Origin of the sequence: Streptomyces sp. NPDC060205 (assembly GCF_042728395.1) — a bacterium.
GTDB lineage: Bacteria > Actinomycetota > Actinomycetes > Streptomycetales > Streptomycetaceae > Streptomyces.
The window spans coordinates 1-1544 of the sequence record NZ_JBHWZP010000631.1 but is presented as its reverse complement, the minus strand read 5'-3'; the positions used below and the strand labels follow the sequence as shown (position 1 = coordinate 1544).

1 protein-coding gene is annotated in these 1544 nt (G+C 77.7%); it reads left to right on the top strand.

Going from position 1 to position 1544, the window contains the following annotated elements; all coding sequences use genetic code 11:
• Positions 1–333: 333 nt before the first annotated feature.
• On the top strand, positions 334–1544 hold a 1211-nt coding region (locus ACFWGJ_RS43630; protein ID WP_387334539.1), incomplete at its 3' end, for an MFS transporter.

Here is a 1544-nt window from a genome sequence, read left to right as displayed (position 1 = left end):
CCCCTACCCTTCCCGTCACTGCATGGGGGCTGCGCCCCCTCGCCCCCTGATCGCGCTTCGCGCTCGTCCTCAAACGCCGGACGGGCTAGTAGTTAGCCTCTCCGGCGTTTGAGGAGCGGGGGTTCGGGGGCAGCGCCCCCGAGACAGGGACGGGAACGGGTAAGGGCGGCGGGGGCGAGGGAAGGCCTGCTACCTTGACCCCCGTGTTCCTCCTCGTGGCATAGGGCCCGCCCATGACCCGCGCCGGCAGCGCCCTCGCGCAGCCCCCGCGGCCCCAGGCGACCCCGAAGCCCGGACGCCCGCACAGGGCGCCCCCTCCTTGAGGAACCCCGCATGAACGCGCCCACGACGCGGCCCACCTACGCCGCGGTGCTCCGCACACCCCACACCCCCCGCACCTTCACCGCCGCCCTGGTCGCCAGACTCTCCTACGGCATGGTCGCCCTCGCCGTGATGCTGGCGGTGAGCGCCGCCACCGGCTCGTACGCCGCCGCCGGCGCCGTCGTGGCGCTCTTCGGCGCCGCGAGCGTGTTCCTGTCGCCCGCGCGGGCGTCCCTCGTCGACCGGTACGGCCCGCGCCGCGCCCTGGTGCCGATGGCCTCGCTGTACGCCGCCCTGCTGGGCACCCTGGCAGCGGTGAGCTGGCGCCCGGGCGCCCCGGTCCCGCTCCTGGCCGCGGTGGCCGTCGCCGCGGGCGCGTGCACCCCGCCGCTCGGTCCCACCATGCGCGCCGTATGGGGCGAACTCGTCACGGACCGGCGGCTGCTGCAGCGCGCCTACAGCCTGGACGGGGTCGCCGAGGAACTGCTGTTCGTCTCGGGCCCGCTGCTCGTGGGACTGGTGGTGGGCTTCGCGCCCCCGGCCGCCGCGGTCGCCCTGAGCGCGCTGCTGGTGGGCCTCGGCACCGCGGCCTTCGTCACGTCCCCCGTGGTCAAGGGCGTCACCGTGCACGCCGCCCCCGCCGGGAAGCGGACCCGCCTCGGGCGCGGGCTCGTACAGCCGGTCGTCGCCGCCGCGGGCGTCGGGCTCGCGCTCGGCGCCGTCGACCTGCTGGTGCTGGCCTTCGCCGAGCAGGGGCAGCACGGCGAGCACACCGTCGCCTGGGTGCTGGCCGCGCTGTCCGCGGGCAGCGCGGTCGGCGGGCTCCTGAACGGTGCCGTCGACTGGCGGGTGCCGGCCCGGCTGCGGCTTCCGCTGCTGGCGGTCGGGCTCGCCCTCGCGCTGGGCGCGGCGGGGCTCGCGCCGGGGCTCGTGACGCTCTCCGCGGCCGTGGCGGTGGCGGGCCTGTTCGTCGCGCCGGCCCTCACCACGGCGTACCTTCTCGCCGACGAGAGTGCCCCGCCCGGCGCCCGGGTCCGGGCCGGGACGTGGGTGAACACCGCCGTGAACGCGGGCTCCTCGGCCGGAGCCGCGGCCGTCGGCCTGCTGGTCGGCCGGCTGCCCCTGGCGGTGTGCTTCGCGGTCTCGGGCGCGATGGCCCTGGTCGCCGCGCTCGCCCCGTGGCGCGGCGGACACGGCGAGGCGGCCTCCCCGGTCGCACAGGC